Below are 25,853 nucleotides of genomic sequence, written 5' to 3'. Positions count from 1 at the left end.
AAAATCAGCCGCCATACACGTCGAACGTGAAGTACTTGTCGTTGATTTCCTGGTACTTGCCGTTCGCTAGAATGGCTTCGATGGCCTGGTTGAACATTTCCTTCAACTCGCCATCATCCTTGCGGATTGCAATGCCGGCGCCTTCGCCGTTGATCACAGGATCCGGCGTCAGCGTGCCGAGGATCTTGCAGCAAGCACCATCGTCGGTCGCAAGCCAGTCTGAAAGCACGACAACGTCGTCAATCACTGCATCGATACGGCCGCTGGCAACATCGAGCTTGTACTCGTCCGGCGTCGGGTAAAGCTTCAGCTCCGCAGAACCGAGCTTTTCCTCGGCATAGTTGGAGTGCGTTGTAGAAGACTGTGCACCAAGCGCTACGCCTTTAAGATCCGCATCGCTTGTACCAGCGATTGCAGAATCTTTCGGTACGGCAATTGCCGGTGGAGTGTTGTAATACTTGTTGGTGAAGTCGACTTTCTGCTTGCGCTCTTCCGTGATCGACATAGACGCAATGACGGCATCGAATTTACCGGCCTGCAGAGCGGGGATCATTCCGTCCCAGTCCTGAGTGACGAATTCGCATTCGACTTTCATTTCTTCGCAAAGAGCCTTGGCGATATCGACGTCGAAACCGATAAGTTGTCCGTCAGCGGTCAGCGAGTTGAACGGAGGGTAAGCGCCTTCGGTGCCGATGCGCACCTTGGACCAGTCTTTCGCCTCAGCGCCACCGACAACAGCCAGAACTGCAACGGCGGCCGCAGCCATACGCAATACACGCATATTAAGTTCCCCTAATCATTTTTCGCGGCGCAGACAGGTTCTTCCTGTCTTTTTGCCCGATGGCCCTATTCCATACACTTCGGACTGAATTTCAAGCATGTGCGCGAAAAAAACACAGTGTTAGCGTGCCTTTTTCGCATTCCCAGCTTGTATTCCGGTAGGGAAGGCAGCGTCTGGCTGTGGAAAATTGTTGCGCCTTGGATGTCTTCCTGAGTGAAAGTTCGCAGCTTTTTTGGGAACTGCGGAAAGCATGTTGCTGCAATCAACCGATCTTGGAACTCTTTTAATCGGGCGTAAAAGCTCGTGCGCGTTAAGTAAATTATGATGATTTGTAGTTTAATTTACGGAAATACTATAAGTATTATGATGAAAATTTGCATTTCCGCAGTTTATTTTCAGTTTCGGATAATAGATCAATAATTTTCATCGAATTCATGAACTTCTTGAATTTGTATATCCCGATTCAGCATCGTACGAACTTCATCCAGCTCAGTGATGTAACTTGCTGATAGGCTGTGTGATCGACGAACTTTAAAGGAAATCCAAATGGCAGAGATTGAATTGTTCATTGGAAACAAGAACTATTCCTCATGGTCTTTCAGGCCCTGGATTGCCCTGAAACAAAAAGATGTTCCTTTTCGCGAAACCCTGGTTCCCTTTGATTTCGACAATGGCAATCCCGAATTCGCTGCCTTTTCGCCAAGCATGAAAGTTCCGGTGCTGAGGGATGGTGATCTGACCGTTTGGGACAGCCTCGCGATCATGGAATACGCAGCAGAGCTTTATCCGGAAAAGGAATTGTGGCCCGCGGATCGGGCAGACCGCGCGAAGGCGCGCGCAATTTCATCGGAAATGCATTCAGGGTTTTCAGCTTTGCGCGGAGCGTGCCCCATGAACATGCGCCGCCCGGTTGAAGCATTGAATGTCGATGACGCTGTTAAGGCGGATGTCGCGCGCATTGTCGATATCTGGAGCGAATGCCTCAATGCTTCCAATGGGCCTTTTTTGTTCGGAAGTTTTTCGATAGCAGACGCCATGTATGCACCAGTGGTCAGCCGGTTTGCCACGTATGGCTTGTCCGAAGATCCAATCGTTCGTCGCTACACGGAAGCATTGACCCAGACCAAGGCCTGGAAGGAATGGGAAACCGAGGCTCTGAAGGAGACTTGGTATGTCGCCGTCGACGAAATCTGAACAGGAATAGCGTCGGCTCTATCTGTGTGCCACCTGCAAGCCATTGTTGAACGCGCCGTGGTGATCAAAGAAGGTTTGCAGGCTGTCCACAAACCGGCGAACCTTCAAGGGGATGAACCGGTTCGACGGATAAACGGCATGAATGGGATGCGGCGGATACTGCCAGTCTGGAAGGACCAGTTCCAGCTCGCCTGATCGTAGAAGCGGGTCGATAAGCCACCGGTTCGCAAGGGTTATGCCAAGGCCGGCGAGGGCGGCTTGCCGCAACGTGGCCGTGTTGTTGACGATCATGGACGGGACAATGCGCACGGATAGCCGCTCGCCGATCGTACTGATAAACGGTACCCGGTCGCCGGTCGAGATATTGCGATAAAGCAGATAGTCATGATCCGGCAGATCGGCGGGATGTTGGGGACGTCCGCGCCTATCAAGATAATCCGGTGAAGCAATCAGACACCTTTGTGCCGTTCCCAGCTTTCGGACAATCAATCGATCGTCGCTTATTTCTCCCATGCGTATAGCCAGATCCAATCGTTCCTGAATAACATCGACAAAGATGTCGGACAGCGACACATCAAGTAGAATTGACGGGTGGTTCTGCTTGAAGCGGATCAGAAAGTCCGACAGCACACTTTCAGAAAACCCCAAAGGCAGGCCGATCGATAGCGGGCCTGACATCTGTGCTTCATCGCTTTGAACAGAACGGTCGGCTTCGGCAATGCGGTCGAGAATATCGCGGGCATAGGCGTAGTAGCGTTCTCCCGCTTCCGTCAGTCTCAATTGTCGCGTGGTTCGGTTCAGCAATCTGGTGCCAAGGTGGTCTTCCAGGCCACGAATCTGTTGGCTGACGGCCGGTTGTGAAATGCCAAGGTGTTTTGCAGCGGCTGAAAAACTCCCCAGTTTGACAGAATGAACGAACCCGGACAGCGCACTGATTTTTTCCATCGATCAAGGTTCCCAATAGCTCTAGGCGGTCAAGGCTTCTTATATAACTTTTGCTTATGAGTTTTATAAGATCTCGGGGACTTCAAAAACCATGCGAATGAAACACTTATGGAACAGCCCGGTTGCTCCTACCATTCCGGGTGTTCATCCTACTGCAATCACTTAAGGTCGAGCCTGGAGGCGTTCATGCCAAATTCTCGTTTTTCTCTCTCCAGACGTTCACTTCTTGGGGCCACGGCCGGAGCTGGAGCTCTTGCAGCGGCCGGGGGAATGTCAGTTCTGTCGGCGCCGGCAAGCGCCGCAGCTCCCAAAGCCGGAGCGCCAATGGCCGGTGCACTTCGATACAAGGTCGGAGACTTCGAAATCACTGCTCTGCTTGACGGCTACCTCGATGTTACCCCGGAGTTGGTCGTCGGCTACGATGCCGGTGAGGGCGAGAGACTTCGCGGCGACGCAATGATTGAAGGAGAGGCATTGCGTATCCCCGTAAACGCGTTTCTGGTCAATACCGGCGATCGGCTGGTTTTGGTCGATGCAGGCACGTCGGACGCGCTCGGTCCAACCATGGGACGGTTGCCCAATGCACTTGAGGCGGCCGGTGTCACACCTGATCAGATCGACGCATTGCTGATCACGCATATGCATCCGGATCACTTGTTCGGAGCAATTGACGGAGACGGCAAACCCGTCTTTTCCAATGCCGAGCTGATCCTGCCTGAAGTCGACAATGCCTTCTGGTTTGACGACGGGGCCATGAACGGCGCACCTGAACAGTTCAAGCCTTTCTTCTTGGGCGCCCGGCGTGTTGCCGAGGCCTACAAGGACAATCAAACGCTTGTTTCGGGTGACAAGGAAATTCTACCGGGAATTCAGGCGATGGCCTTGCCGGGTCACACGCCCGGTCACTCGGGTTATGTATTCGACAGCAACGGTGAAACACTGGTGATAGCCGGCGACATCATTCACATGACCGTTTATCAATTCGCAAAGCCGGATTGGGGCATCGGATTTGATATCGATTCAGGTCAAGCTGCTGAAACCCGGAAAAAATTCTTTGATCAGGCAGCGAGCGAAAAGCTCTTCTTCGCCGGCGCCCATATTCCGTTTCCGGGGATGGGCCATGTCGCACGAGAAGGCGACGGCTACCGGTTCGTCGCCGCTAGCTGGCCCTACGCCTACTAAACTTCGACTGATGGACCCGGCGCGCTGCGCCGGGTCCGGTTCTTACGCGCGAACTAACGAATGCCAAATTCCGAAAAGGGCAGAAACCGAACCAGGTCCCCCATTCGAATTTCCGTGGTTTCTTCCGGTATTTCAATCAATCCGTCGGCTTCTCTCAAGCCAGAAATCAACCCCGAACCATCACGCTGAAATTTTTGCGCCACGGGATTGCCATCGGGGTCTTTTTCCAGCCAACCGCGATAGAATTCGCGTCTGTCCGGTTTCTTCTTTGGCACCTCGAAAGCAGCTGGTACCTGATATCCTTGTGGCTCCAGGAACCTGCCGCCAGCCAGCACATTGATAACCGGACGTGCATAGAGCAGAAAGCAGACCATGGCGGCGACCGGATTGCCGGGCAGACCGAGAAAGGCGCAAGACCCGATGTTGCCGAACATCATTGGTCGGCCCGGTTTGATCGCCAGTTGCCACATGTATCGCTGACCCAATTTGTCGAGCAAACGCAGAATGTGGTCTTCTTCTCCAAGGCTCGCGCCCCCGGTTGTCAGCACAAGGTCAAATCGGTCCGCTGTTTCCTTCAATTTGGTCTCGATAAGCGTCGCATCGTCTTTGAGAATGCCGAGATCTTCAATCACGACCGGAAGCCCTGCACACAGCCCTCGTAACAGGAAATGATTGGCGTCATAGACATCGCCAACAGAAATGAGATCGCCGGGTCGGCGAAGCTCGTCACCCGTTGAGACCAGTGCAACCTTGAGCGTACGAAAGGCTTTGATCTCTGCCTGACCTGTTGAGGCGATGGCCGCCAGATCCTGTGGTCTTAGCCGGTGCCCTGCAGCCAGGAGCGCTGTTCCCTCCTTGACGTCCTCACCAGCTTTCCGGCAATTGGCGCCTTTCTTGAGGCCCTGAGGAACGATGACAAAGTCTTTCCCGTCCTGCCGGTGCGTCTCGCAGTCCTCTTGCATGGCGACAGTGTCCGCACCGGGCGGCATGACTGCGCCGGTGAAAATGCGGCCTGCTGCCCACGGACCTAGAGTGGCATCGCTTGCATGACCGGCGGCAATACGCTGCTGAATCTGAAAAAAACCTCCAGCTTCTTCAAAATCCGAATGACGGAAGGCATAGCCGTCAACCGCTGAATTGTCGGCGAGCGGAATGTTTCGTGGGGCGGTGATGTCTTCAGCGAGAATGCGTTCAAGCGCATTTTCGAGGCGCACCGTTTCAGTTTCTACAATTGTCGTAACTTGCTCTCTCAGGATATTCAGAGCTTCGTGATGACGCAGCCGTTGCTTGTCGTGCAAAAAACAGTCGTTAAGGACGGATTTGTCGCTCATGTGGCCGGCCTTTTCAGACCTGAATGGGATTCGATGAAATCCGCCATGGAACTAACATCGTTGAGGTCGAACACAGGCAGGGTTTCGTCTGGCTGAGCGTGATCCGCTGCAACAGCCAGAATGTTCGGATCTGCAGGCGCGAGGCGCCCGCGATCGCGAGTCTCGGTCCGTCTGGCTTCAATTTTGGCGTGGTTTTCCCGCTTGTATCCCTCGATCAGAATGAGGTCACACGGAGCAAGCCGGGAAAGAATTTCATCAAGCGGTGGTTCTTCTTCGCCCCGAAGCTCATGCATCAGTGCCCATCGGCGTCCGGACACAAGAGCGACTTCGCTGGCGCCGGCCTCCCGGTGCCGGTAGCTGTCGGCGCCTGGCCGGTCGATATCGAAATTGTGGTGCGCGTGCTTGACGGTAGACACTTTGAACCCACGCGCGGTGAATTCGCCAACAAGGCTGGTAACAAGTTGTGTTTTGCCGGAGTTTTTCCAGCCGGTGATGCCGAAAACAGGGGTTTTTGTCATGTAAGCGCTTTGCGGACGGTGTTCAGGTCTTCGGGCCGATTGGCGTTGAAAAACGGATCCAGACCGGTGGTCGCGTCGGTGTTGAAGGAAACTTCGACACTGTCGTGCCTGTCGACAAACGCGAGTACCTTGCCGCTCTGTCCGGTGGCCAGCCAGGTATGAAGGTCCGAACACAGACTGACCGGCCAGAGGCCAAAGACGGGATGCAACTTGTCTGACGATGTGGCGAGCGCGATCACGGGTTTTTCTGATGGAACCGAAGAGCAGAGATCTTTGACGAGAGTTGCCGGAAAAAGGGTGTGTCGCCGGCAACCGAAACAACATGGGTTACGTCCGGTCTGTGTTCTTTGACATAAGTTAACCCGGCAAGAATGCCCGCCAGAGGTCCGGCGAAACCACCGATAGGGTCCGGAACAACACTCAGCCCGAATTGTTCGAAACGGCTCGGATCTCCGTTGGCATTCAAGACAATGCTGTCCACTTGAGACGACAGGCGGGCGAGGATCAACTCGAGCATTGTCTTGCCGCCGATATCCAGAAGGCTCTTGTCGCCACCTCCCATGCGCCGGGACTGACCTCCGGCCAGAACGCAGCCGAGTACATTTTCAATCGGCACAGTCTTGCTCATAGCGTTCATTCCGCTGGCACGCTCCCTTTGCGTTTCACTTTGTCGGGTTCCTCGCTTGCCAGCGACGGGTCCATGTCAAACTCGATCCTTTCGGCTCCCGAAAGGGCGACGAAGCGTTTTCCCTTGGCGCGGCCAATCAAGGTCAGACCGGCCTTGCGTGCAAGCTCGACACCCCACGCGGTAAAACCGGACCGCGATACGAGTATCGGAATGCCCATCATTACGGTCTTGATGACCATTTCGGATGTCAGCCGGCCCGTGGTGTAGAAAATCTTGTCATGGGATGGCACGTCATTCAGGACCATCCAGCCCGCAATTTTGTCGACTGCGTTGTGGCGACCGACATCTTCCATGTAGACCAGCGCGTTGTCTTGCTTGCACAAGACGCATCCATGGATAGCGCCTGCCTCAAGATAAAGGGACGGGGTCGTATTGATGGTCTTGGACAGCGCATAAAGCCAGGATGTTTTCAAACGCGCTTCCTTTGGCAAGGCAACGGTTTCAAAACCTTCCATGATGTCGCCAAATACGGTGCCCTGGGCGCAGCCCGATGTACGCACCTTTTTCTTCAGCTTTTCCTCAAAATCAGTCTCACGCTGTGTGCGCACGACAACGACCTCAAGATCATCATCGTATTCGATCTCCGTGATGACATCATCGTCGGCGAGCATGTTCTGGTTCTTAAGGTAACCCACGGCAAGAAGATCGGGATGATCACCGATTGTCATCATCGTGACCACTTCTTGCCTGTTCAGGAAAAGCGTTAGGGGTTTTTCCGTTACGACCCGTGTCTCGACCGCTTCACCGTTTTGGTCAATTCCTTGAACGGAGGTGGAGAGTTTCGGATCAAGAGGGTTGGGTTTTAGAACATATTGGCCTGTCACAGCCTGGCGACTCCGCATGTGATTGTTTCGCAAACACTATGGGAGCATGACGACAAAGGGCAAGGCGTCAGGTGGACCAACGCGGTAGATTTTTTGAGAAGACTTGATTGCCCGTAGTCGAAAGTCTGTGGAGACATCCGGCTCTGAAGGCTGCCGAACAGTTTGGGACACGAGGCAGCAGCCCAGAGCAGGCGCGTCAGATGCTTGAGAAGTGGAACGTCGTCAGATCCGTGCCACTCAGATCATAAGCATGTCGTTGGTCAGGCGACCTTCTTGCAGCTCTTTGGCAAAATGTCCGAAAGCTGCATAGGCTTCTTCACGTGTCACATCACCTGGATGATCGAGCAACGGGCGCAGGACGTCATGCTGTGATGCTGCTATGCCGTCACTCAAGTCCCGGAAGAACATCAGTGAATTCGGGAACATGCGGAAGTCCGCCGGTTCATGAATGATGCCTTCAATGGAGTGCAGCCGAGGATCGTTCATGACACAATAAACGGTGTCGAGCACTTGACCGGTTTGCCCTTCCAGAACCTGAACAATGTGCTGATCAACGAGAAGAAGAGCCCCGGTCACACCGGCCTTTCGATTGATACGCCGTATGCGCAGAAGGGTTTTGTCGATTTCGTCGGGCAGCGGCAGATGCATTTTGTTCCATCTGATCTGGCTGCGGTAACAAGCGCGATAGAGTTCCATGGCGTGTCCCATCTTTTTTGCCGATGAGATCAGCGTGCGCCTCAATTCCTCACATTTGCTTAAAATTTGGAACAAATCCGAAGAAGAGCTGAAAATCACGTGGATGTGTTGGCTAGTGTTCCCAGGCCTTGTGCTTCAAGGGTCTGTGCGCAGTATTAGAAGACTGCGTAAAACAACGCAGCCTCTTCTTTATGTGGAAAAGTGCACTAGCGGTCTTCGGCAAGCTTGAATTCCAATCCGGCTCTCACGGTTGGCCATTCATGAGGAAGAATCGAATAAACGGCGGTGTCTCTCAAGGAACCATCCGTGGTCCTCATGTGGGATCGCAGGACGCCATCGAGTTTCGCACCGAGACGCTCGATAGCTGCGCGACTTTGCCGGTTCATGAAATGCGTCCTGAATTCAACGGCGATACATTGCAGTTCCTCAAACGCATGCGTAAGCAACATGCGCTTGCATTCCGTATTCAGTCGCGTTCGCTGGACGGCTTTGCGGTACCATGTCGAACCGATTTCAACCCGCTTGTACGTCGCGTCGATGTTCATGTAGGTGGTCATGCCGACCGCCTTGCCGTTGGGCGTCAGGACAGCAAAGGGAAGCATTGAGCCACTTTTTTGCAAGCCGAGCCGACGGTCGATTTCAGCCGGTATTTCACTTGGTTTCGGCACCGTGGTGTACCAGGCTTTCCACAAATCGCCTTCATTGGCCGCCTCGGCAAGGTCAGCTGCGTGCTCTTGTGACAAGGGCGCAAGCGTTGCGTATTGGCCGGTTAGCGTGACGGGAAGGGGCCATGTCATAGTGCGACTCCTGAGTAACCTTACAATGGGACTAAAAGGGGCGTTCTTCACCCGTCCATTTGAAAAATTTACCGGTCTCTGCAATTGAAAGTCTGTCAGCGATATCCAAGATACCGTCCGCGACGTCCTTCGGGCAATTGTCGGCTGAAGGGCCGCCCATATCCGTGCGAACCCAACCGGGGTCGATCAGGGCAACCGGGATGCCTTCCGCTTCAAGCTCGGTGGCAAGGCCTTGCATGACCTTGTTCACGGCGGCCTTCGAAGCGCGATAGGCAAGAGTGTCCGACTTGCGATACCCCATCCAGGACATTTGGCTTGAGATTGTCAGTAGCCTGCCGGCGCCGGATCGTCGCAGGTGCGGAAGGAAGGCATGTGAGACCGCGAGCGGAGCGATAGTGTTGATGGCAATCGTTTCGCTAAATCCGGCCATGTCCATATCGAGCGGAGATTGCCGCTGAGGGCCTATGACACCGGCATTGTTGATCAGCAAGTCGACCTTGTCGGAAAGCAAATCCGCCGAATTCTGGACGCTGTCATGGTCTGTCACGTCGAAAACCAGGGGAACGAATCCTTCGCCAAGGGACTTGGCGGTTTCATCTGCGGCGGCATTTGTGCGCGCAGATCCGAAGACGGTCCAGCCTCTGGCAAGTGCTGTTCGCGCCAATTCATATCCAATCCCGCGGTTGGTCGCGGTGATAAGGCAAGCCGGCATGGCAAAGTCCTGTAGTTTGATTGCTTCGAGGGAATCCTGAACGGACCTCTGTGCGAAGACTAACTTCGGACTTTCGCACTGCAAGGCAAATATTGTCCTCATGGTTTCATCGGGACAATCGGCCGAACGTCCAGTTTTCGAACCAAAATCGACACAGGTTGTTGCCTTGGCCGCGCTTCAAGGCTCCAAAAAAGTCGCCGGTTTCAAGATTGAAGGTTTGAATTTGCGGCAATGGGCAATACCTAGGGTTTGGACAGTTTTGGGGCGCAGGACTCATATGTGCAGCATTTTGACAGATTGCTTTTGATGTCAGGAAAACTAGGGTTCCCTAGGTTTTTGCCCCAAAGGGCAGCAGAAGTCGGATCAGTCGACAGGACAAGTGAATGAACGAGAGCATTAAATCAGCGGTCATGGAGCGCCTCAGGCAGATTAAAGGGCCGGATCTTGAAGGAGATATCGTTTCTCTGGGACTTGTCTCCGATGTGTTTGTCTCCGATGGCCGGGTGGCCTTTTCCATAACAGTGCCGGCAGAGCGCGCACAGGAGCTGGAACCCCTTCGCCAAGCAGCCGAGAAGGTCGTCAAGGAAGTTGATGGCGTTCAAAATGCAATGGTCGCGCTGACCGCAGAACGTGCACCCGGTGCCGCCAGAAACGCACCGCAACCGACTGCGCCGGCACCCCGGGCCCAACCGGCCCGGGAGGAGCAAGCGCCTGCCAAGCCAGGTGTTCCCGGTATTCGGCACATTGTTGCGGTTGCTTCCGGCAAAGGCGGCGTCGGCAAATCGACAACAACAGCCAATCTCGCGCTCGCGATGGCAGCAAACGGACTGAGGGTAGGGGTCCTTGATGCCGACATCTACGGGCCATCCGTTCCCAGGCTCTTCAATGTATCAGGGAGACCGGAAGCCGATTCTGGACGTGTGCTGAAGCCGTTGGTCGGATACGGCATCAAGGTCATGTCCATGGGCTTTATGGTCGAAGAGGAAACACCCATGATCTGGCGCGGACCGATGGTGATTTCCGCCCTGACCCAGATGCTTCGAGAAGTCGCCTGGGGAGATCTGGACGTTTTGGTTGTCGACATGCCACCTGGAACCGGTGATGCGCAGCTGACCATGGCCCAGCAGGTCCCCCTTGCTGGTGCGGTAATCGTGTCGACGCCTCAGGATTTGGCGTTGATCGATGCACGCAAAGGCCTGAACATGTTCAAACGCGTTGATGTTCCTGTGCTCGGCATCGTGGAAAATATGAGCTACTTCCTCTGTCCTGATTGTGGCGGACGGCATGACATCTTTGGTCACGGCGGTGCGAGGGCGGAAGCTGAACGCTTGTCTGTGCCATTCCTGGGTGAGATCCCACTCACGATGAAGATCCGTGAAACGTCTGACGCAGGAACACCGATCGTCGTGTCCGATCCGGAAGGTGCTATGGCCGAAATCTACAAGGACATTGCAACCAAGGTTGTGGCTGGCATTCAACGTGCTGAGAGTTCGCCGGAACGGGGAACTCCCAAGATCGTCTTTGACTGAGAGCAGTCACTTTCGAATTTGCAGACAAGCCGGCGGCACATTGTGAGTTGCCGGCTTTTTTATGGGTGAAAGCTGCGTTTTGCGCGGAAGTCGGCAGAAGCGGTATACGATCGTGAAACAGTCATTCAGGTTGTGTTTGATGCGACTCGAAAATCTGAATCAATTTTCCAGAAAGGTAAGTTTTTTCATCCAGTTGAAAACTGCCTGGTTGTATCAATCGCGCTTTTCACAACCGGATCACGCCGGTCACTTATGGTAGCCCTATCCTAAGCTGTTTTCGGCAAAGGAAAAATAACAAGGGTTCCTTCCTGGGCATGAAATCCGGCCAAAGACACGCGACAGAAAAGGCTGCAAGGCCTTCTTTAGCTGTACTGATAGCGGTTTCGACCGTCAATCCGCTTGCAATGCAGATTTATCTGCCCTCGCTTGCGGGAATGATGATTGTTTTTTCCGCAACTGCTGGCGAAATCCAGTTGTCAATGTCCGCATTCTTTGTTGCCGTTGCCGTGTCGCAACTGATTTGGGGGCCGCTGTCTGATCAATATGGCCGTCGTCCGGTGATCATTGTCGGCATGGCACTGTTCGTGATCGGCAGCGTCCTGTGCCTTTTTGCACCTACGATCGAAGCTCTGATCTTTGCCCGCATCCTGCAGGCCGCCGGTGGTTGCACCGGAATGGTTCTCGGCAGAGCCATCGTGAGGGACCTATATGGTCCAAATCAAGCTGCCAGTATGATCGGGTTTGTCACTATGGGCATGGCCGTTATGCCCACGATCGGCCCTGCCATAGGCGGTTTGCTCGATGAGTTTTTCGGCTGGCAGGGTGGTTTTGTGTTGATGCTATTCCTCGGTATCGGGGCTTTGTGGGCAAGCATCTACAAATTGCCGGAAACGCATACAGAAAGAACCAAAGTCGGGCCGCGGCAAGTTGTGAAATCCTATACGGAACTGTGCAGGGAACCTCTGTTTTGGAGCTATGCACTGACGGCTGCTTTTTCCGCGCTGACCTATTTCGCCTATCTCGGGGGCGCGCCCTATATCGCCGCCGGAATGTTGTCACTCAGCGCTGCTGAAATGGGGTTCTACTTCATGTTCGTGGCGCTTGGTTACATAGCCGGAAATTTCGTATCAGGAAAATTTGCCGAACGGGTTGGTCTGATGCCAATGATCATGGCAGGTACGCTGATCGGAATTCTCTCGGTCTCGATCATCGCGACCTTCACTTATTTCAATGGTTTGTCGGCGCAGATCCTATTTTTGCCAATGTTCTTGCTTGGGCTGGGGAACGGCGTTTGCCTGCCAAGCGCGCTGTCAGGCGCCGTCAGCGTCCGGCCTGAACTTGCTGGCTCAGCTTCTGGATTAACTGCATCGCTGCAAGTCGGCGCTGGTGCGATCACCGGTTCATTTGTCACCTGGCTTTACACCGGCAGTGCCATCGCGGGTTCGCCTTGGGGCATGATCATTGTTATGGCTGTCGGAATGCTTCTTAGTCTCGGAGCAGCACTTTCGGTGCGCCATCTTTCGGCGCGGCATTCATTCGTGCCCGCCGAATAGCACAAATGTTCGTCTGAAAAACTCTGGATCTGGCAATCAGCCGCCGGTGACGCTCATATGCCGCGAAACAGCCGGCTGGTTGCGATCTCTGTCAATGACAAAGTCATGGCCTTTCGGTTTTCTGCCGATCGCTTCGTCAATGGCATCGTTCAGCAGTTCATTGCCTTCTGAAGCGCGCAAAGGCGCGCGCAGATCAGCCATGTCGTCCTGACCAAGGCACATGTATAACTGTCCGGTGCAGGTAACCCTGACGCGGTTGCAGCTTTCACAGAAATTGTGAGTCAGCGGAGTAATGAAGCCAAGTTTACCACCTGTTTCCTCGATGGTGACATAACGCGCAGGACCACCGGTCTTATAAGGAATGTCAGTGAGCGTGAAACGTTCGGCAAGACGGGACCTGACTGTCGACAGCGGGAGATACTGGTCGGTGCGGTCGCCGTCGATTTCCCCCAGAGGCATTGTCTCAATGAGTGTCAGGTCGTGACCTTCGCCGTGACACCACTCCAGCATGGGTTCAATTTCGTGCTCATTTACATCCTTGAGCGCCACCATATTGATCTTTGTCTTCAAGCCGGCCGCAGTTGCAGCCCGGACCCCGTCCAGAACTTTGTCGAGGTCACCCCATCTGGTCACGGTCTTGAATTTCTGAGGATCGAGCGTGTCGATTGAAACATTGATCCGCCGGACGCCACAGTCATAGAGTTCATTCGCGAAGCGCGATAACTGCGAACCGTTCGTCGTGATCGTCAGTTCCTCCAAAGCCCCACTATCAAGATGACGGCCAAGGTTTCTGATCAGGCTCATGATGTTTTTTCGCACCAGCGGCTCGCCGCCGGTCAGACGCAACTTGCGTACACCTTTTTCGATAAAGGCCGTGCAAAGACGGTCCAGTTCTTCAAGGCTGAGCACTTCGCGCTTCGGCAGGAACGTCATGTCCTCGGCCATGCAATAGACACAGCGGAAATCACACCGGTCGGTCACAGAGACGCGCAGATAGGTAACGGCACGTCCAAACGGATCAATCATGGGACCTGATATCGGTGCTGCACCGGTATCCGGCTGAGCCGGAACCACAATCTTGCCATCTGTCACGAACGTTCTCCCTCGTACTTTTGTTCCCGATCATATGGCGCGTAAGCGGGCAAGATCAATTCAAACCGGACTTTTCGTTTCCGGTTTGTCTTAGCAGGTAAACTTATCAGTGTATTTTTGTCAATCGACCCCTTTTGCCGATGTCACGCGCCAAAGGTCTCAGGGGTCCCGATATGCGTCCATGAAGGATCTTATTTCAGCCAGGAGTGGAAGCATCTGTTCCACCTTCTGTTTTGGGAAAGCTGCCTGCAGTGCATCGATGTCCGGGTCGCTTGACTGGATCGCAGCCGCGCGAAATGTCCGCCCCGCATCCGTCAGCCAAACAGTTTTGCTGCGCCCGTCTTTCGGGTTTGGCCGCATTTCGACCAAGCCATGCTCAAGCAAGCCGGACAAAGTGTGCGTCATGGTTGTTTTGGGAACCTGAAAGGCCCTGGCCAGGGTCAGCGGCGTTTGTCCATCGCGTACCCTGATCAAATGATTGATGACGCTGAAATGGGGCAGAGTAAGCCCTTTCGGCAACCGGGCTTCCATGGCGGCTCGGCTGAGCTGGGCAATGATGCCAATCTCATTGAAAAATGTAAAATAGACGTGCCGTGTGTCGTTATCCATTCAATATCCGTGTTTCGAGCGGCCAGCGCGGCGTCCGTGGAATTGTCGGGCCGTAACCCAAACGTCCTAGCATCTGAACGGTTTCACCCGGATTGGCAAGTATGCGATGAGCTTCGGCATAGTGTGCGTTCATTTCCTCATATTCCTGAAGCGCTTGACTGACGGGGAGAAGAGCCAGCCCCAAGGCGGTCGTTTCAAGGTTCAGCCTCAGCCATCGGCGACCCGCTTCAATCTGGTCTGCGCGCCCATTTCCTTGAGTTGTTATCGCGATATAGGCTGGAGTTGCTGCAAGCATCTCCTGATAGATCTTCACGCCTTCCTGAAACCCGCTTGAGCCTGGATCAAGCTGGCCCTCACGGGTCAAAATGCCCGCAAGCATGAGACTTTCGAGGAACGGCCCGCCGAGATCAATGCCATCCGGGTTTGCGTTGATTTCCGATTTGCCGAAACGCATGAGATCAACACTCTCCTTGAGGGCGCGATACGTATTTACTTCAGTGAGCCACGCGTCCCAGGTGAGTTTCTTCAGGGCCGCAACGGAGTCATCGTCCTGAATCACCTGTCCATAAGAAGCGAGTTTTTGCGCGATGTCTTTCGGAACCGGAGTAGCCTCAAATGGTTCCTTGCAGGAGCGCCGGTGCATTATGTGGTCTGAAAGCGGGTCGATGGAACCTCCGTCCCGCAATTGAACAAAGGCTATCGGCCCGTCCGGGCCATCCGGAAACAGCTCGATTTCGGCACTTCTATGCTGAAGCGTGGCTGCAACAGCCATCAACTCAATGAAGCAGCCAAGCCCGACGAATATCTGTCTCAGGAACGGATCTGTATGCGGCAAGGCCCGGGTCTTGTCTCTATGCAGAAGAAAGCTTTTGCCTTCTGTGAGTTCAACCAGCCAGGGTTGTCTGTTGTGCGGGTTTGGTGCCAGCAGCGCATAGGAGAGTGCGAACAAGCGCGGGTCTTCATAGCTTCCTGCGGCTTCCCAGGGAGAAAGAGCCTTCTCAGGGGTTCGTGTGGCAAGAAACGTTCCTGCCGACGCGGAAGCGGCAACAACAATACCTCCACCGATCAGAGCGAGCGTTCTTCGACGTGAAAAGTGCATGATGATTTCTCCAATAAGTACGATATCGTACTAAATAGTACGAAATCGAACTAAAATCAATCACTGAGAAATTCGATAAGAGAAAAGTTTTTGGAATGACTTGTAATAACACTAAAAGGTGTCATATAAATAACACCAAATGGTGTTATAAGGAGATTGAAATGAACATCGGAAAACTTGTTTGTGCAGCGGCAGTGTCGATCTCGGTTGCGAGCCTGACACTCTCGGCTCAAGCCGGGGACATTAAACTGGCGATTCAAACTGATCTCACATGGGAGACGACACCGGAGGGCGTCGCTTTTGCGGCACTTAAGGGCAATCGCTTTAATGAAAGCTACATGGCGATGGTTCGGCTTCCGGCGGGACTTGTCAGCCCGGTTCACACCAAGAGCTCGGCCATGTTCGGCCTAATCGTTTCTGGAGAAATGGTGCATCTGTCCGAAGATGGGGTCGGTGGCAAGGAAGTCGTCCTGAAGCCGGGGGACTACTATGAGATCCCTGCGCACCTTCCGCACCTGAGCAAATGTGTGTCTGAAGCAGAATGTGTCACCTTCCTCTATCAAGATGGACCATTTGACTTTGTCTCGGTTGGGGAGGGGCAAAAATGAACTCCGGACCTCAAAGTGTTTTCCGGGCTCTGTCCGATCCGACGCGTCGCCAAATTCTTATTCATCTGGCCCAAGAGAACCTTGCCATTTCAGACATTGCAGCGCGTTTCGATATCACCCGGACCGCAATCAACAAACATCTGACCATTCTTGAGGAAGGCGGCCTTATTCAGACCGAAGTGATCGGACGGGAGCGCCGCAACCGGCTGTCGCCGGAGCCATTGCGATCAGCGTTCGAGTGGCTCGGATTTTTTGAGCAGTTCTGGGACAGCAAGCTTGCAGATTTGCAGCGTGAAATCGCCAAAGACATGCAGAATAGAAAGGAAACAGGAAAATGAATACGACAACCATCACAAAGACAATCTTTCTGGACGCGCCACGCGATATCGTTTGGTCGTTTTTGACCCAAAAGACAAGCTCGCCCGCTGGTTTCATCCGGCCGAGGAAGACTTGAAGGAAGGCGCGGACTACACCTTGCTCGATCAGCACGGCGACATGTCACGTATCTGTTGGGGGCAGGTCCTGGAAATGCGTCCGCATGACAGCTTGGTCTACACATTCACCGTCAAACCGCTGAACGGTGCGATGACCACAGTGCGCTGGACACTTGAAGATGCAGCAGGTGGAACGCGTCTGACGCTTGCGCATGAAGGGATTGAGCAGGCAGCAGGAGAGGCGGCCTTCATGATGTTAAGCGCACTTGACGCAGGATGGGACCAGCACTTTGGACGCTTGCGTCAAGAGGCGAAGGCTCTCGTCGAAGCCTGACTTGGCCCGGTTTCTGCCAACAGCCGGTCCAATTGGGCCGGCTGCTGCGTTGATCTGTTCGGAACCTTTTGCGTATGTCTCATCAAGAACACCTCAGAGGCATCATGACAACACTCGTTTGGTTCCGCCAAGATCTGCGAACACAAGACAATCCCGCACTATTCGAAGCAGCACGGAAAGGGGCGGTGCTTCCGGTTTTCATTCTTGAATCGCCGGCGCAATCTGGCGAAACGCACCCAATGGGCGGGGCCAGTCGCTGGTGGCTGCATCACAGTCTTGCAAGGTTGAAAGCATCATTGCCGGGACTGGTGTTTCTGCGCGGCGATGCCCGGCATCTCATTCCGCATCTGGTATCCGAACATCAGCTGAATACCGTCTATTGGAACCGCTGTTACGAGCCACACGCCATTGAGAGAGACACTGACATCAAGGCGGGTCTGAAAGATGCCGGCATTGAGACCAGGAGTTTCAAGGCCTCCTTGTTGTTCGAGCCATGGGAACTCGAAACCAAGTCGGGCGGGCCTTTCAAGGTTTATTCGCCTTTCTGGAAATCGGCACAGCAAAAGCCAATTGGATTGCCCTTGGCTGCACCAAAAAACGTTCAATTCGTGAAAACCGATGCAGGTGAGGACCTGGAGAGTTTTGGACTGTTGCCGCAAAAGCCCGACTGGGCATCTGGGTGGGGAAACATCTGGCAACCGGGCGAAGAGGGCGCAAGGAGGCGTTTGACAGAGTTTCTTGATGAAGGCCTTCAAGGTTATGGCAGTTTGCGCAATCGGCCGGACCTGCCCAATGTATCGCGCCTGTCACCTGCATTGCATTTCGGTGAGATCTCTCCCCGGACAATCTGGCATGAAACGCAAAAACACATGACTTCAGAAGAGTCCGCCACGTCGGACGGGTTGAAATTTCTGTCCGAGATTGCCTGGCGGGAGTTTGCCTATCATCTGCTCTATCACTTCCCGCACTTGCCTACCGACAACTGGAAACCGGCATTCGACGCCTATCCCTGGCGTGAGGCTCCAGGTGATCTGAAGAGATGGCAAAAGGGCCAGACAGGTTATCCGATCGTCGATGCAGGGATGCGCGAACTCTGGCAAACCGGTTACATGCACAATCGCGTGCGGATGATTGTCGCAAGCTTCCTGATAAAGCACTTGCGAATTCATTGGAAACACGGCGAAGCCTGGTTCCGCGACACGTTGCTGGATGCCGATCTTGCGAACAATTCGGCCAGCTGGCAATGGGTCGCCGGTTCCGGTGCCGACGCAGCGCCGTATTTTCGAATATTCAATCCGATTACTCAGGGCGAGAAGTTCGATCCGGAAGGCCATTACACCAGGCGGTGGCTACCGGAACTTGAAAACCTGGCAACGCAACACTTGTTTGCGCCCTTTGCTGCACCGACGGAAGCTTTGCAGCAGGCAGGCATTGAATTGGGAAAGATCTATCCGAAGCCGATTGTCGATCATAGCCAGGCAAGGCAGGCAGCGCTCGCCGGTTACAACGCCGTCAAAGAGGCGGGACAAAACGCGGCTTGACGGTAGAGGCCTGGGCGCTATCGTCCGCCTCAACCTGCTGAAATGATTTCCGATCAAGGATCCGACCATGACCGATGACACTGCTCCCTGGCCGACGGAACTGCGCGTTTCCAAGGACAGAAAAGTGCTGACAGTTGCCTTCAATACCGGCGATCGGCACGAATTGTCCGCCGAGTATCTTCGGGTTTGTTCCCCCTCGGCTGAGGTGAAAGGACACAGCCCCTCACAGAAGCAAACGGTTCCAGGCAAACGAAACGTTGAAATCATCAAAATCGAGCCGGTTGGCAACTATGCCGTCCGTATTCATTTCGACGACATGCACAGTTCCGGTATCTACACCTGGACCTATTTCATGGACCTTGGAACACGACGCGATGTTCATTGGGCCGGCTATTTGAAGGAACTGGAGGACAAGGGGCTCGGACGGGATCGATAAGCCTTCAAGATCATTCTGACCCTCTGGGCAGCGAGGGTGCGAATCTGGTATCCAAAAGACGGTGCTGCCCGCGCCATCCCCCTCCGAACGGAGCAGCAGCTGACCTGCAGGGCTGAATGGTCTTGAACCGCTTGTCACGTGCGCGCACAAGGAGGGACTGCGGCTTTTGCACGTTGCCGAGAGGTCGCATATGAGACTTAAAGCACCCATCTTTCGACTGAAGCGACAAGCTAGAGTGCTGTCGCGCGAGTCGGGAATACCTCTTCACAAAGCGCTCGATGAGATCGCGACCACAATGGGGTACAGGTCCTGGAGCCAGCTTGCCAAGATTGAGCGCTCATACGACCGGCCGGCCGCAAGAATACTCTCCACTTTGAAACCTGGCACACTTGTGACCCTGTCGGCGCGCCCGGGTCACGGGAAGACAGTGCTTGGCCTGGAGATCTTAAAAGAGGCGGCATCAAGCGGTCGATCTGCAGGTTTTGTTTCTTCCGAGTTTTCGCTTCGCGACGTCCGGAACAAAGTGCCGGGCTGTGAAATTGAAACCTCAAAAACGGAAGAACAACTGAAGCTTCATTTGTCGGACCGCATTGCCGCAAGTTATGTCGTCAAACAGTATTCGAACGCCGCTGCCGGGGCTGTGGTGGTCATCGATTTTCTGCAGGTTATGGATCAGCATCGCAGCGATCCACCGATAGGCGAACAAGTCCGGCAATTGAAGCAATTTGCATCAGACAAGCAAATGAGCATTGTCTTTCTGTCGCAAATTCATCGCTCGTTTAACCCTGAAGAACGGTCTGTGCCTGACTTTCGGGACATGCGAAAAACCAATCCGCTCGACTTGGGTCTGTTCGATGTGGGGTTTTTCCTGCATGAGGGCGTGTTGCAGGCGCAGTCTGTCAGTGAAAGACCAGTCCGGTAAACTCGCAGCCGAACGGGTTTTATTCGGCTCGCTATCCGATGGTGAAATCAAAAAAAGCCGGGCACGTCGGCCCGGCTTTTCAAACGTATCGTCTAAAAGGTCAGCGCTTGACGATAATCTTGGCACCAACCTGTACATTTTTGTAGAGGTGAATGACGTCTTCATTGGCAAGCCGAATGCAGCCGGAGGATACTGCTGATCCGATCGTCCATGGCTCAGTCGTACCGTGGATGCGATAAAGCGTAGAGCCAATGTAGAGCGCGCGTGCACCCATCGGATTGTTCGGGCCGCCCGGCATGTAAGTCGGCAGGATGCGGCCTTTACGGCGCTCGCGTGCACGCATCTGTGCAGGCGGTGTCCAGCTCGGCCACTCTGCCTTACGGGTGACGCGGTGTGTGCCCGCCCACTGGAAACCGTCTTTGCCGACACCAACGCCGTATTTCATCGCCTTGCCATTTGGCAGAACGTGATAGAGACGACGCTCGGACGTATCGATGACAATGGTACCTGGCGAATAGGGACCGTCGTAGCTAACACGCTTGCGCTTCACAGGCGATTTGCCACCGGGATGATATTTCGGTGTCACCCAGGTGTTTGTGCTGTGATCGAAGTATCCAAAACGCGGTGCAGCCTGTGCAGTGAGTGCAAAGACCCCCGCCATAAGCGCCACCATAACGAAGTAAAATCTGTTCATTCTAATTCCCCCATCAGCGCTCGCTCCACCTTAGGAGCGCTTCATGTCGAAGGTTACGTTAGGAAAAGGTCCTTGCCGCACTATTAACAATCATGACCTAAAAAGGGCGAAAATGGAATCTCACGTTGATGTGAGGTGCCCTTGCTGTGATCAATTGTGCTGAAATTGCAACTCGTCTTCCGGATTTGGCGGTGTGTCACGGTTCAAAAATCGCGTCAAGGTTGTTTATTGTGTCTTTTCAAGAACAAGACGCCGGTGATTTTTAATTAAGTCGATTGACGAACAAGAGTCGAATGCCTGTTTCGCTGCCCCGAATTTTCAGGTCGATTCGATCTTTACCCACTTTTGAGTAGCCTTGCCCGGTGCCGGATGACGCCACTGAGCGGCCAAGGTTCGACTGCTCTGCGTGTGAAGTCGTGGTCGGAAGCTGGCTGCAGGGCAGCGATTGCTGCCCCAGCGCCAATCGTCAACTCAGGTTGAGCTCCTTGAAGAAGTCGTTGCCCTTGTCATCGACCACGATGAAGGCAGGGAAGTCCTCGACTTCAATCTTCCAGACAGCTTCCATTCCGAGCTCTTCGAATTCGACGACCTCAACTTTTTTGATGCAATCCTGCGCCAGTCGAGCAGCCGGTCCTCCAATTGAACCGAGATAGAACCCTCCATGGGCTTGGCAGGCCCGGCGAACCTGAGCCGAGCGATTGCCTTTTGCCAGCATAACCATAGAACCGCCTGCCGCCTGGAATTGATCGACATAGGCATCCATCCGTCCCGCGGTTGTTGGGCCAAAGGAGCCCGACGGCATGCCTTCCGGCGTTTTGGCAGGACCTGCATAATAGATCGGGTGGTTCTTGAAATAGTCCGGCAACGGTTCGCCGCTTTCCAGGCGATCGCGCAGCTTGGAATGTGCCAGGTCACGCGCAACGATCAGCGGCCCTGAAAGGGACAGCCGGGTTTTAATCGGATGCCTGGAGAGTTCACCAAGAATTTCGGACATTGGCCGAGTCAGATCGATCTTGACCACGTGATCCGACAAGTTGTCATCCGTGACTTCAGGCAAATATTTTTCAGGATGCATCTCAAGCTGCTCCAGAAAAATACCGTCCTTGGTGATTTTTCCGACAGCCTGCCGGTCCGCCGAACAGGAAACGGCGAGGCCGATCGGCAATGAGGCTCCGTGCCTGGGCAGCCGGATAACACGCACATCATGGCAGAAGTATTTTCCGCCGAACTGAGCGCCGACACCGGTGGCCTGGGTCAGTTTGTGGATTTCGTTTTCCATTTCGAGGTCGCGGAAGGCGTGGCCGAGATCAGAGCCCTGTGTTGGCAAGCCGTCCAGATACCGCGCGGATGCATATTTGGCCGTCTTGAGGTTCATCTCTGCCGACGTGCCACCGATGACGATTGCAAGGTGATAGGGAGGGCAGGCCGCCGTGCCGAGCGTCAGGATTTTTTCCTTCAGGAATTCGATCATGCGGTCGTGGGTCAAGAGAGACGGAGTGCCTTGAAAAAGGAAGGTCTTGTTGGCTGAGCCACCGCCCTTTGCCATGAACAGGAATTTGTACGCATCTTCGCCATCGGCATAGAGCTCGATCTGCGCCGGCATGTTGTTCTTGGTATTTTTTTCCTCGAACATAGAGATCGGCGCCAACTGCGAATAACGCAGGTTTTTCTTGTAATAGGCGTCGCGGGCGCCTTCGCCGAGCGCGGATTCGTCGGATCCGTTCGTCCAAACGCGCCTGCCCTTCTTGCCCATCACTATGGCAGTGCCTGTGTCCTGGCACATGGGCAGGACGCCGTGGGAGGAAATGTTGGCATTTTTCAATAGGTCGAAGGCAACGAACTTGTCGTTCTCAGTTGCTTCAGGGTCGTCCAATATTCTACGCAATTGTTCCAGGTGGCCTGGACGCAGATAGTGGTTGATATCCTTGAATGCCTCTTCAGCCAGCAGCCTCATCCCTTCCGCTTCGACAACCAGAACCTCTTCGCCATTGAATTCTGCTGTCTTGACATGGTCCGAAGTGAGCTTGCGATAGGGGGTCTTGTCTTCTCCTTGAGGGAAAAGTGCGCTGTGCTGGTAGTCGGGAGGGGTGACGGGAGCGTTCATAGGACGGTTTCCTGATCTGGCTGCTACTGCGGTCTTGCTCAACCGGAAGCGCTGGAACTAAAGTCGCCCTGTCTTACGGCAAAAAGGCCGCGCACGCCAAGTGCTGCGGCCTTCCCAATTCGTCTGAAGTTTCGGTTCGTGCCCTACCGGGCTGCAGTCAGATCAAGCGTAACGGATACAATGTCGCCAACGGTGTCGGTTCCAACCCCAGCACCAAGCGCGTAGGAAAGTCGATTGACTGTCGCTGTCCCTGTTGCCTTGGCAGTGTCTCCATTGATCTCAAGCGTGAAATCCAGTTCAACGGGATGTTCCATGCCTTTGATCGTCAAGGTCCCGTCAGCCCGGTAGCTATTGCCCTCGACAAGCGTCACCGCAGTCGACTGAAATGTCGCTGCCGGAAAGGCGCTAACGTCAAACCAGTCCTGGTTGGGCAGGGTGCCGTCGAACTGGGCATTGCCGGTGGTTGCAGTGGCCGGATTGATCTCTGCCGAAATTTTAGCGGCTTCCGGTGCTGCGGGGTCGAAATCAATACTGGCTTTCCAGATGCCAAAGAGGCCGGTCAATTTGCCGCTTCCCTGTTGGACTTCAAATCCCAGTTTGCTGTTTTCCTGATCGACCGTCCAAGTGTCAGCAAGACCGGGTGAAACAAGGCCAAGCGAAACAACAGCACCAAGTGACAAAATCATATTTTTCAGTTGCATAAAGATAAGTCCTAAAGCTGTTTCTCTGAATTCGCGGAGGCTGTCGAAACCATCCTTTTCAACGTGTCGTCTCTGGCGATGAAATGGTGTTTCAATGCTGCTGCGACATGGACGACAATCAATGCAATCAGCAGGAAAGCTCCATATTCGTGCAGTACCTTGAAGAAGGTTTCAGCGTCCTCCTGACTGCCAAGCGCGGCAGGAACCGGTAGATGCGGAATTGGCAGGACGTTGAAGGCGATTGTCGGAATGTTCCAGGGCGACGCTGACACCATGAACCAGCCCGTGATCGGCATGGCAAAGATGAGTACATAGAGCCCGACATGGCCAAGGTGTGCCGCGACTTTTTCAAGCGGGTGCATTCCCTCTGGCAATTTCGGAGTGGGATTGAACAACCGCCACACAAGCCGCATCGCAGCGAGAGCCAATACAACGAACCCTATGGACTTGTGCAACTGGTAGAGCTGAAACGTCGACTGCTCGGTTTGCGGCAATCCATCCAGGTAAAGGCCGAATGCGAGCATGCCCAGGATCAGGAGCGCCATTGTCCAGTGAAAGAAGATGGCAATGAGACCGTACCCGGTGGAGGAATTGCGCAGCATGAGCGGCTCCAGTGAAGCTGAGACCGGCATTCACCAGTCTCAGCCGAGGGATATTAGTTCGTTGCTTCGGCCTTAAGCACTTCAGCGTGGAACGTCACCGTGATGTCATCACCCACATAAGGCACGAACTTGTCCATGCCAAAGTCGGAGCGCTTGACAACTGTCGAGACGGCAAAACCGGCCGCTGGTTTCTTTGCCATTGGATGTTCCCCGATTGAAGTTACGTCAACAGTCAGCGTGACTGGTTTCGTGATGCCTCGGACGGTCAGATCACCTGTGACGGCCAGTTGTTTTTCGCCGGTCTGCTCGACGTTGGTGCTTTTGAAAGTAGCTTCCGGAAATTTTTCTGCGTCGAAGAAATCGGCACTCTTCAGGTGTGTATCACGGTCAGCCCAGAACGTGTCCATGCTGGCAATATCGATGGTGAATTCGATGGATGAATTTGCCGGCGTTTCCTTGTCGATCAACAGAACGCCATTCCAGGACCCGAAGCGGCCTTCGGTCGTGGAATACCCGAGGTGGTCGTAGGAGAAGGTGAGGTTCGCGTGGGATTTATCAAAGTCATAGGCGACAGGTTCGGCGACGGCGGTGCCGGCCAGAAGGGACAAAGCAAACGCAGACGCAGCAAAACGGATCATGTTCAAACCTCTTGAATGGTGTTTCCTTGAGCGTTCGGCTGTGAACGCTTAGGGGTTGAGATAGTCATTGCTGCGCTGCATGCAATTTGACTGACCGTTCGAGCTGAATGAACAATTCGTTATCCCTTGGGTCTCAGAAGCAATGCACGGCGGTAAAGGGGATTGGCTGTTTCCTTTTGCAAGCGAACGATTGACAATCGTGCCAGCTCGAATCGAGGGCTCCTTGTGAAGTTGATTGCAGAGAAAGGTTGTTGCAATCCAGAATAGATTTGATGGGTTAGCTATTGAAAACAAAGGAAGACTTGATCTGTCATCAATTCATCAAGGAATTCAGGCACCTCTTTGACGGTCGTCACAAGCGGACGGCGGCAATAACCGGCAAGTTCCAGATCCATGATCCGAGAGCGCAGGAGAACTAGACATGAAACGAGCAGTCATTGTGTCCCATAGAGGCGCTTGTTTGGTGGCTCCGGAGAACACTTTCGCGTCTCTGGAAAAGGCCATCGATCTCGGAGCGGACGTTGTCGAATTCGATGTTCGTCCCTCTAGCGATGGTATTTTTTATGTGATGCACGATGCGACCGTTGACCGGACGACGAACGGCAGTGGCCGCTTTGCTGAAATGACGTCTGCCGAAATAGATCAGCTTGATGCAGGCAGTTGGTTCGGTTCCGAATTCGCGGGAGAACGGGTTCCGCGATTGGACGCTTTTCTTGATGCTTGTAAGGGGCGCATTGGGACTTACGTGGAAATCAAGGAAGGTGATCCTGCAGAAGTGCGAGACATGCTGGCTGCACGCGGCATGCTTGAGCACGCATGGACCTTTTCCTTCGATCAATCGATCCTGGCTGAGGCTCGTGCCAAGGTGCCGGACCTCAGGCGCATGGTTCTCTTTGGGCACGTCGGATCTGTTGAGCGCGCTGTTGCCCAGGGCGCATCCATTCTTGAGTTTCACGAAGATTGCCTGATCGCAGACTCTGTCGAGGAAGCGCGGGAAGCAGGTCTTACGACCCAAATGTTCTATGCGGGTCAGGATCGATCCGTATTCGAGCAGGCCGTCCGCCTCGGTATTGAACAGATGAATATCGATCACATAGAGATTTTTCGCGAAGTTGAGAGAGAAGTTCTTGAGTCTGTCTAGCTGTGAGAGAATGATTAGCGAATTCTTAAGTGGAGCTAACTCAAAATTGAGATGATGCTATCCGTTTAATTTGCGGTTGTGGGTTTGGTTATTTGCATTAGTGAATAAGCTATGAATACACAAGATTCATCGACTGTTTTCATCTTAG

General features: G+C 53.9%; 29 protein-coding genes. 11 read left to right on the top strand and 18 right to left on the bottom strand.

Annotation, left to right across the window (positions count from 1 at the left end):
• Positions 1 to 4: 4 nt before the first annotated feature.
• Entirely contained in the window at positions 5 to 781 is a 777-nt protein-coding gene (locus ACZ1HV_RS03870; protein ID WP_472717374.1) for an ABC transporter substrate-binding protein, read from the bottom strand.
• A 546-nt stretch (positions 782 to 1,327) separates the two neighbouring features.
• Between ACZ1HV_RS03870 and ACZ1HV_RS03865 the strand changes: the two genes are divergently transcribed.
• A complete protein-coding gene (locus ACZ1HV_RS03865) occupies positions 1,328 to 1,975 on the top strand; it encodes a glutathione S-transferase family protein (RefSeq protein WP_298957678.1) in 648 nt (215 codons plus the stop codon).
• Between the two features lie 18 nt (positions 1,976 to 1,993).
• Here ACZ1HV_RS03865 and ACZ1HV_RS03860 read toward each other — a convergent pair whose 3' ends face one another.
• Complete coding sequence (locus tag ACZ1HV_RS03860) at positions 1,994 to 2,920, bottom strand: LysR family transcriptional regulator (RefSeq protein ID WP_472717373.1); 927 nt, start codon at positions 2,918 to 2,920, stop codon at positions 1,994 to 1,996.
• Positions 2,921 to 3,106: 186 nt separating this feature from the next.
• Between ACZ1HV_RS03860 and ACZ1HV_RS03855 the strand changes: the two genes are divergently transcribed.
• The gene (locus ACZ1HV_RS03855; RefSeq protein WP_298814113.1) at positions 3,107 to 4,102 is read left to right on the top strand and encodes an MBL fold metallo-hydrolase; all 996 of its coding nucleotides are present in this window, start codon (positions 3,107 to 3,109) and stop codon (positions 4,100 to 4,102) included.
• 53 nt (positions 4,103 to 4,155) lie between these two features.
• On the opposite strand, the gene ACZ1HV_RS03850 is transcribed toward ACZ1HV_RS03855, so the two are convergent.
• The 8 genes from ACZ1HV_RS03850 to ACZ1HV_RS03815 form a co-directional block, all read right to left on the bottom strand.
• On the bottom strand, positions 4,156 to 5,433 hold the full coding sequence (locus ACZ1HV_RS03850; RefSeq protein WP_472717372.1) for a molybdopterin molybdotransferase MoeA: 1,278 nt from the start codon (positions 5,431 to 5,433) through the stop codon (positions 4,156 to 4,158).
• Positions 5,430 to 5,951, bottom strand: a complete 522-nt coding sequence (gene mobB / locus ACZ1HV_RS03845) for a molybdopterin-guanine dinucleotide biosynthesis protein B (protein ID WP_298814109.1) — start codon at positions 5,949 to 5,951, stop codon at positions 5,430 to 5,432. Before mobB ends, ACZ1HV_RS03850 begins: the two co-directional genes overlap by 4 nt.
• Positions 5,948 to 6,190, bottom strand: coding sequence for a hypothetical protein (locus ACZ1HV_RS03840; RefSeq protein WP_472717371.1), 243 nt, complete (start codon positions 6,188 to 6,190; stop codon positions 5,948 to 5,950). Before ACZ1HV_RS03840 ends, mobB begins: the two co-directional genes overlap by 4 nt.
• On the bottom strand, positions 6,187 to 6,579 hold the full coding sequence (locus ACZ1HV_RS03835) for an NTP transferase domain-containing protein (RefSeq protein WP_472717370.1): 393 nt from the start codon (positions 6,577 to 6,579) through the stop codon (positions 6,187 to 6,189). Before ACZ1HV_RS03835 ends, ACZ1HV_RS03840 begins: the two co-directional genes overlap by 4 nt.
• A 5-nt stretch (positions 6,580 to 6,584) precedes the next feature.
• Entirely contained in the window at positions 6,585 to 7,481 is an 897-nt protein-coding gene (fdhD, locus tag ACZ1HV_RS03830; protein WP_472717369.1) for a formate dehydrogenase accessory sulfurtransferase FdhD, read from the bottom strand.
• A gap of 219 nt (positions 7,482 to 7,700) precedes the next feature.
• Positions 7,701 to 8,159 (bottom strand): BLUF domain-containing protein, encoded by a 459-nt coding sequence (locus ACZ1HV_RS03825; protein WP_298814102.1) that lies wholly within the window; start codon positions 8,157 to 8,159, stop codon positions 7,701 to 7,703.
• A 206-nt stretch (positions 8,160 to 8,365) separates the two neighbouring features.
• The gene (locus ACZ1HV_RS03820) at positions 8,366 to 8,956 is read right to left on the bottom strand and encodes a GNAT family N-acetyltransferase (protein ID WP_472717368.1); all 591 of its coding nucleotides are present in this window, start codon (positions 8,954 to 8,956) and stop codon (positions 8,366 to 8,368) included.
• Positions 8,957 to 8,987: 31 nt separating this feature from the next.
• Positions 8,988 to 9,668: an SDR family oxidoreductase gene (locus tag ACZ1HV_RS03815; RefSeq protein ID WP_472717367.1), complete on the bottom strand. Its 681-nt coding sequence runs from the start codon at positions 9,666 to 9,668 to the stop codon at positions 8,988 to 8,990.
• A gap of 383 nt (positions 9,669 to 10,051) precedes the next feature.
• On the opposite strand from ACZ1HV_RS03815, the gene apbC reads away from it, so the two are divergent.
• The gene (gene apbC / locus ACZ1HV_RS03810; RefSeq protein WP_472717366.1) at positions 10,052 to 11,197 is read left to right on the top strand and encodes an iron-sulfur cluster carrier protein ApbC; all 1,146 of its coding nucleotides are present in this window, start codon (positions 10,052 to 10,054) and stop codon (positions 11,195 to 11,197) included.
• A gap of 314 nt (positions 11,198 to 11,511) precedes the next feature.
• Complete coding sequence (locus tag ACZ1HV_RS03805) at positions 11,512 to 12,750, top strand: multidrug effflux MFS transporter (RefSeq protein WP_472717365.1); 1,239 nt, start codon at positions 11,512 to 11,514, stop codon at positions 12,748 to 12,750.
• Positions 12,751 to 12,786: 36 nt separating this feature from the next.
• On the opposite strand, the gene moaA is transcribed toward ACZ1HV_RS03805, so the two are convergent.
• The 3 genes from moaA to ACZ1HV_RS03790 form a co-directional block, all read right to left on the bottom strand.
• Complete coding sequence (gene moaA, locus ACZ1HV_RS03800) at positions 12,787 to 13,776, bottom strand: GTP 3',8-cyclase MoaA (protein WP_298958575.1); 990 nt, start codon at positions 13,774 to 13,776, stop codon at positions 12,787 to 12,789.
• Between the two features lie 225 nt (positions 13,777 to 14,001).
• Complete coding sequence (locus tag ACZ1HV_RS03795) at positions 14,002 to 14,451, bottom strand: MarR family winged helix-turn-helix transcriptional regulator (protein ID WP_298957661.1); 450 nt, start codon at positions 14,449 to 14,451, stop codon at positions 14,002 to 14,004.
• Positions 14,444 to 15,550 carry an Acg family FMN-binding oxidoreductase gene (locus ACZ1HV_RS03790; protein WP_472717364.1) on the bottom strand — a complete coding sequence of 369 codons (1,107 nt, stop codon included), beginning with the start codon at positions 15,548 to 15,550 and terminating at the stop codon, positions 14,444 to 14,446. Before ACZ1HV_RS03790 ends, ACZ1HV_RS03795 begins: the two co-directional genes overlap by 8 nt.
• Positions 15,551 to 15,711: 161 nt before the next feature.
• On the opposite strand from ACZ1HV_RS03790, the gene ACZ1HV_RS03785 reads away from it, so the two are divergent.
• From ACZ1HV_RS03785 to ACZ1HV_RS03760, 6 genes are all read left to right on the top strand, one after another.
• Entirely contained in the window at positions 15,712 to 16,158 is a 447-nt protein-coding gene (locus tag ACZ1HV_RS03785) for a cupin domain-containing protein (protein ID WP_472717363.1), read from the top strand.
• Complete coding sequence (locus ACZ1HV_RS03780; RefSeq protein ID WP_298814087.1) at positions 16,155 to 16,496, top strand: ArsR/SmtB family transcription factor; 342 nt, start codon at positions 16,155 to 16,157, stop codon at positions 16,494 to 16,496. Before ACZ1HV_RS03785 ends, ACZ1HV_RS03780 begins: the two co-directional genes overlap by 4 nt.
• 52 nt (positions 16,497 to 16,548) lie before the next feature.
• Complete coding sequence (locus ACZ1HV_RS03775) at positions 16,549 to 16,926, top strand: SRPBCC family protein (protein ID WP_472717362.1); 378 nt, start codon at positions 16,549 to 16,551, stop codon at positions 16,924 to 16,926.
• A gap of 104 nt (positions 16,927 to 17,030) precedes the next feature.
• Positions 17,031 to 18,467: a cryptochrome/photolyase family protein gene (locus tag ACZ1HV_RS03770; protein WP_472717361.1), complete on the top strand. Its 1,437-nt coding sequence runs from the start codon at positions 17,031 to 17,033 to the stop codon at positions 18,465 to 18,467.
• A gap of 67 nt (positions 18,468 to 18,534) precedes the next feature.
• Positions 18,535 to 18,903: a gamma-butyrobetaine hydroxylase family protein gene (locus tag ACZ1HV_RS03765; protein ID WP_298814081.1), complete on the top strand. Its 369-nt coding sequence runs from the start codon at positions 18,535 to 18,537 to the stop codon at positions 18,901 to 18,903.
• 190 nt (positions 18,904 to 19,093) lie between these two features.
• The gene (locus ACZ1HV_RS03760; RefSeq protein WP_472717360.1) at positions 19,094 to 19,825 is read left to right on the top strand and encodes a DNA helicase; all 732 of its coding nucleotides are present in this window, start codon (positions 19,094 to 19,096) and stop codon (positions 19,823 to 19,825) included.
• Between the two features lie 100 nt (positions 19,826 to 19,925).
• On the opposite strand, the gene ACZ1HV_RS03755 is transcribed toward ACZ1HV_RS03760, so the two are convergent.
• The 5 genes from ACZ1HV_RS03755 to ACZ1HV_RS03735 all read right to left on the bottom strand — a co-directional run bounded on the left by ACZ1HV_RS03755 (position 19,926) and on the right by ACZ1HV_RS03735 (position 24,564).
• A complete protein-coding gene (locus tag ACZ1HV_RS03755; RefSeq protein WP_298814077.1) occupies positions 19,926 to 20,519 on the bottom strand; it encodes a L,D-transpeptidase in 594 nt (197 codons plus the stop codon).
• Positions 20,520 to 20,985: 466 nt separating this feature from the next.
• Positions 20,986 to 22,623: a fumarate hydratase gene (locus tag ACZ1HV_RS03750; RefSeq protein ID WP_472717359.1), complete on the bottom strand. Its 1,638-nt coding sequence runs from the start codon at positions 22,621 to 22,623 to the stop codon at positions 20,986 to 20,988.
• Between the two features lie 143 nt (positions 22,624 to 22,766).
• Complete coding sequence (locus ACZ1HV_RS03745) at positions 22,767 to 23,324, bottom strand: YceI family protein (RefSeq protein WP_472717358.1); 558 nt, start codon at positions 23,322 to 23,324, stop codon at positions 22,767 to 22,769.
• Positions 23,325 to 23,335: 11 nt separating this feature from the next.
• Positions 23,336 to 23,926 carry a cytochrome b gene (locus ACZ1HV_RS03740; RefSeq protein WP_298814071.1) on the bottom strand — a complete coding sequence of 197 codons (591 nt, stop codon included), beginning with the start codon at positions 23,924 to 23,926 and terminating at the stop codon, positions 23,336 to 23,338.
• Positions 23,927 to 23,979: 53 nt separating this feature from the next.
• Positions 23,980 to 24,564: a YceI family protein gene (locus tag ACZ1HV_RS03735; RefSeq protein WP_472717357.1), complete on the bottom strand. Its 585-nt coding sequence runs from the start codon at positions 24,562 to 24,564 to the stop codon at positions 23,980 to 23,982.
• 421 nt (positions 24,565 to 24,985) lie between these two features.
• Between ACZ1HV_RS03735 and ACZ1HV_RS03730 the strand changes: the two genes are divergently transcribed.
• Positions 24,986 to 25,705, top strand: a complete 720-nt coding sequence (locus tag ACZ1HV_RS03730; RefSeq protein WP_298814066.1) for a glycerophosphodiester phosphodiesterase — start codon at positions 24,986 to 24,988, stop codon at positions 25,703 to 25,705.
• The last annotated feature ends 148 nt before the right edge of the window (positions 25,706 to 25,853 follow it).

The sequence above is a fragment of the Roseibium sp. JB4-4 genome, from assembly GCF_055693425.1.
The sequence above is the reverse complement of the archived record's forward strand: the minus strand, read 5'-3'. Positions and strand labels throughout refer to the sequence as shown.